This window comes from Vibrio sp. V39_P1S14PM300, from assembly GCF_009904765.1.
GTDB lineage: Bacteria > Pseudomonadota > Gammaproteobacteria > Enterobacterales > Vibrionaceae > Vibrio > Vibrio proteolyticus.
Genome location: NZ_WXWP01000257.1, coordinates 1 through 3,526, shown reverse-complemented (window position 1 = coordinate 3,526; position 3,526 = coordinate 1). Strand labels below are relative to the sequence as shown.

Sequence of the window (3,526 nt, the reverse complement as noted above, 5' to 3'; positions counted from 1 at the left end):
CTCCTGCGCTCTAAGAGAAATAGATAACTATAAACATCAGATCATGAATTTGATGTGCCTACATAAGGAACGTGAACATGTTTAAATTCTTCAAACCTACTCTGGCCGCTTCGATCATTGCAGCCTCCTTTTCGGTAAACACTTTTGCTGCTGATCTCGAAAAAATCCACTTTCTGATCCCTGGGGGCGCTGGTGGTGGTTGGGATATGACTGCCCGCGGTACTGGTGATGTGTTGGTGAAAGAAGACATCGTTGAAAATGTCTCCTTCCAGAACTTATCTGGCGGCGGCGGCGGTAAAGCCATTGCGCACCTAATCGAAACCGCCCAACGTCAGGAAGACACCCTAATGGTGAACTCGACTCCGATCGTCGTACGCTCACTCAGCGGTATTTTCCCACAATCTTTTCGTGATTTAACGCCTGTCGCGGCGACGGTTGCCGATTATGGCGCGATTGTCACAACTCCAGACTCCCCTTACGCGAAATGGGAAGATGTTGTCAAAGCATTCAAAGACAACCCTCGTAAAGTGAAGGTTGCCGGTGGCTCAGCCCGAGGCAGCATGGATCATCTGGTTGTTGCGGCTGCGTTCAAAGGCGAAGGTTTTGAGCCGAAAAGCGTACGTTACATTGCCTACGATGCAGGCGGTAAAGCGATGGCAGCCCTGCTATCTGGTGAGACACAACTGCTCTCTACTGGCCTCGGCGAGGTTTTGGAAATGTCGAAATCCGGTCAGGTGAAAGTGCTGGCGATAACGGCACCAAAACGTATTGAGGCCGCGCCAAACATCCCAACTCTGGCGGAATATGGCAACCCAACCGTGTTTGCAAACTGGCGCGGATTCTTTGCCGCTCCGGGTGCCAGCCAGGAGAAAATTAACGAGTGGAACGCTGCACTGACCAAGATGTACAAAACCGACGAGTGGAAAGTCGTCCGTGACCGCAACGGTTGGATTGACAACTACAAAGCGGATAAAGACTTCTACGCCTTCCTGGAAGATCAGGAGAAACAAATGGGCGACCTGATGCGCGAGCTCGGCTTTATTCAGTAATCCTAAACAGGGCTGACTTGCACCAGCCCTATCCTGTTTTGCCGTACAAGAGACATTACACACTCCTTTGTTTATTGAAGATAGACAAGTAAGCCAATTGACTAGCAGCAATGACTTACCTTGGTTAACCCGTGCCATGAACATCACTGGTTAGCCCTCTTCGTACGGCCTTTTTCTTCCCCTGTAAAATGAACTGGAGTTGGATATGTCGGATCTGCCAACGAACTCTCTCAACCAAAATAAGTTCAGCAAGGAGTATTTGCTGTGCCGTGATCGTGTTGGCGCGCTTATCTTCTTGCTGGTATGCCTGTGTTATGGCTATCAGACTTATCAGATTCCCCTCTTTCCGGGCGATGAGTACGAACCCTTCACCGCGCGCACACTGCCGACTATTCTGACATTTGTCGGGATCGGCTTGTCGCTTTTGTTACTCATCACTGGCCAGCCTGACAAACAAAGCGGCGCGGTGCTCGATTTCAACTGGAAACTGCTGATCGCCTTTCTGGTGCTAATGGCTACGTATGGTGTGGGCCTGACGTACCTCGGATTTGTTATCGCTACCGGACTGTTTCTGATGGCAGGTTTTTACCTGCTCGGCGAACGCAACAAGAAAATACTGTTTGGCGCGTCATTTCCGTTTGTGATTGCGTTCTACCTGTTACTGACTCAGGGATTAGATATTTATCTGGAGCCCGGCCTGATTTTCACCGCCTGGTAACCTCACTCAAGGATAAAGATTATGTTAGATGGAATTTTGCAAGGTCTTTCGACCGCTGTAATGCCGATGAACATCCTGATGGTGATAGTCGGTTGTTTTGTCGGTACATTTATTGGCATGTTGCCAGGTCTGGGCCCGATTTCAGCGATTGCTCTGATGATACCCGTGACATACGGACTCGACCCGTCATCCGGCCTGATCCTGATGGCAGGTGTCTACTATGGTGCCGTGTTTGGTGGTTCAACCTCCTCCATTTTGATCAACGCACCGGGTTGCTCTTCGACCGTTGTTACCGCGTTTGATGGTTACCCAATGGCCCAAAAAGGTCAGGCCGGTAAGGCACTCGCGCTGGCGGCTTACTCTTCATTTACTGGCGGTACGCTGTCTGCAATCATGCTGTTGGTCGCCGCCCCGGCGCTGGCAAGTGTATCACTCAGCTTTCAGTCCTCAGACTACTTCGCTCTGATGTTGCTTGGCCTGTCGGCTGTCGCAGCGTTTGCTGGCAAAGGACAAGTGCTCAAAGCGTGGATGATGACCATTCTAGGCCTGATGCTGTCAACCGTTGGTATCGACAAAGGCGTTGGCGTTGAGCGCTTTACCTTCGGCCTCACCGATCTGATGGACGGTTTCAGCTTCCTGTTGCTGGCCATGGCGACCTTTGCTTTGGGCGAGACGCTCATGGGCATCCTGAAACCTTCTGCCGATACCAGTGACGACGAACAAGAGAGAATGCGTAACCTCGGCAGCATGAAAGTCACCAAAGAAGAAGTCAAAGAAGTAGCACCGGTATCGCTTCGCTCTTCCATCCTAGGCTTTTTCACTGGTGTATTGCCGGGCGCTGGTGCCACCATTGCGGCTTTCCTCAGCTACGGTATGGAGCGTAACCTGGCACCAAAAGACAAACGTGAACAGTTTGGTAAAGGCAGTATTCGCGGCCTGGTGGCTCCGGAATCGGCCAATAACGCTGCGTCCAGTGGTTCTTTTGTCCCATTGCTGACTCTGGGTATTCCGGGTTCAGGCACCACGGCTATCATGTTGGGAGCACTGATTGCTTATGGTATTCAGCCAGGTCCTCGTCTGTTTGTTGAGCACCCAGATGTATTCTGGTCTGTGATTATCTCCATGTACTTTGGCAACATCGTGCTGGTTATCCTCAACTTGCCACTGATTCCGTATATTTCGAAGCTGTTAGCCGTCCCCAGAACAGTGCTGTTACCGATGATCCTGTTCTTCTCCATCACAGGCGTGTATCTGGTGTCTTTCAATACGATGGACGTGTTCGTGATGCTGCTGATTGCCATGGGAGCCATTGCTTTGAGGCTGGCGAATTTCCCGCTCGCACCTTTGCTACTCGGCTTCATCCTCGGCGGCCTGATGGAAGAGAACCTGCGCCGCGCCCTGATGATCAGCGACGGAGAGCTGAACTTCCTGTGGGAACGCCCTATCACACTGGCGTTTACCGTGCTGGCCGTCTTGGTTTTAAGTAGCCCATTACTGGTAAAACTAATCAGCAAATTAAAGTCAAACCCCACAAAAGTCACTCAATAAACTCAGGCCCTCCGGGGCCTTTTCTCTTTTTCTTTGGTAAATTTTTAGTCTTGTTGTCAGCTCACCTTGCTCAAGGACACTCAAACAAATACGGACGTTGTCACGTGTTTCGATAGAACTTAAAGGAACTGTCTAAATATCTGGACACATTATTTTACCCTTGTTGCCCTTTACCACCATGGAACACTCTGTTTTAGGTGATCAGATATCC

3 protein-coding genes are annotated in these 3,526 nt (G+C 50.5%); all 3 read left to right on the top strand.

Annotated elements, in window-relative coordinates; all coding sequences use genetic code 11:
* The first annotated feature begins 77 nt into the window (after positions 1 to 77).
* The 3 genes from CAG65_RS12975 to CAG65_RS12965 all read left to right on the top strand — a co-directional run bounded on the left by CAG65_RS12975 (position 78) and on the right by CAG65_RS12965 (position 3,315).
* A complete protein-coding gene (locus tag CAG65_RS12975) occupies positions 78 to 1,049 on the top strand; it encodes a tripartite tricarboxylate transporter substrate binding protein (protein ID WP_161453931.1) in 972 nt (323 codons plus the stop codon).
* Between the two features lie 205 nt (positions 1,050 to 1,254).
* A complete protein-coding gene (locus tag CAG65_RS12970) occupies positions 1,255 to 1,767 on the top strand; it encodes a tripartite tricarboxylate transporter TctB family protein (protein WP_161453930.1) in 513 nt (170 codons plus the stop codon).
* Positions 1,768 to 1,788: 21 nt separating this feature from the next.
* Positions 1,789 to 3,315, top strand: coding sequence for a tripartite tricarboxylate transporter permease (locus CAG65_RS12965; protein WP_161453929.1), 1,527 nt, complete (start codon positions 1,789 to 1,791; stop codon positions 3,313 to 3,315).
* Positions 3,316 to 3,526 lie beyond the last annotated feature (211 nt).

Coding starts and splice junctions, on each gene's coding strand:
- CAG65_RS12965 (WP_161453929.1), top strand. CDS start 1,789: ATGTTAGATGGAATTTTGCAAGGTCTTTCGACCGCTGTAATGCCGATG.
- CAG65_RS12975 (WP_161453931.1), top strand. CDS start 78: ATGTTTAAATTCTTCAAACCTACTCTGGCCGCTTCGATCATTGCAGCC.
- CAG65_RS12970 (WP_161453930.1), top strand. CDS start 1,255: ATGTCGGATCTGCCAACGAACTCTCTCAACCAAAATAAGTTCAGCAAG.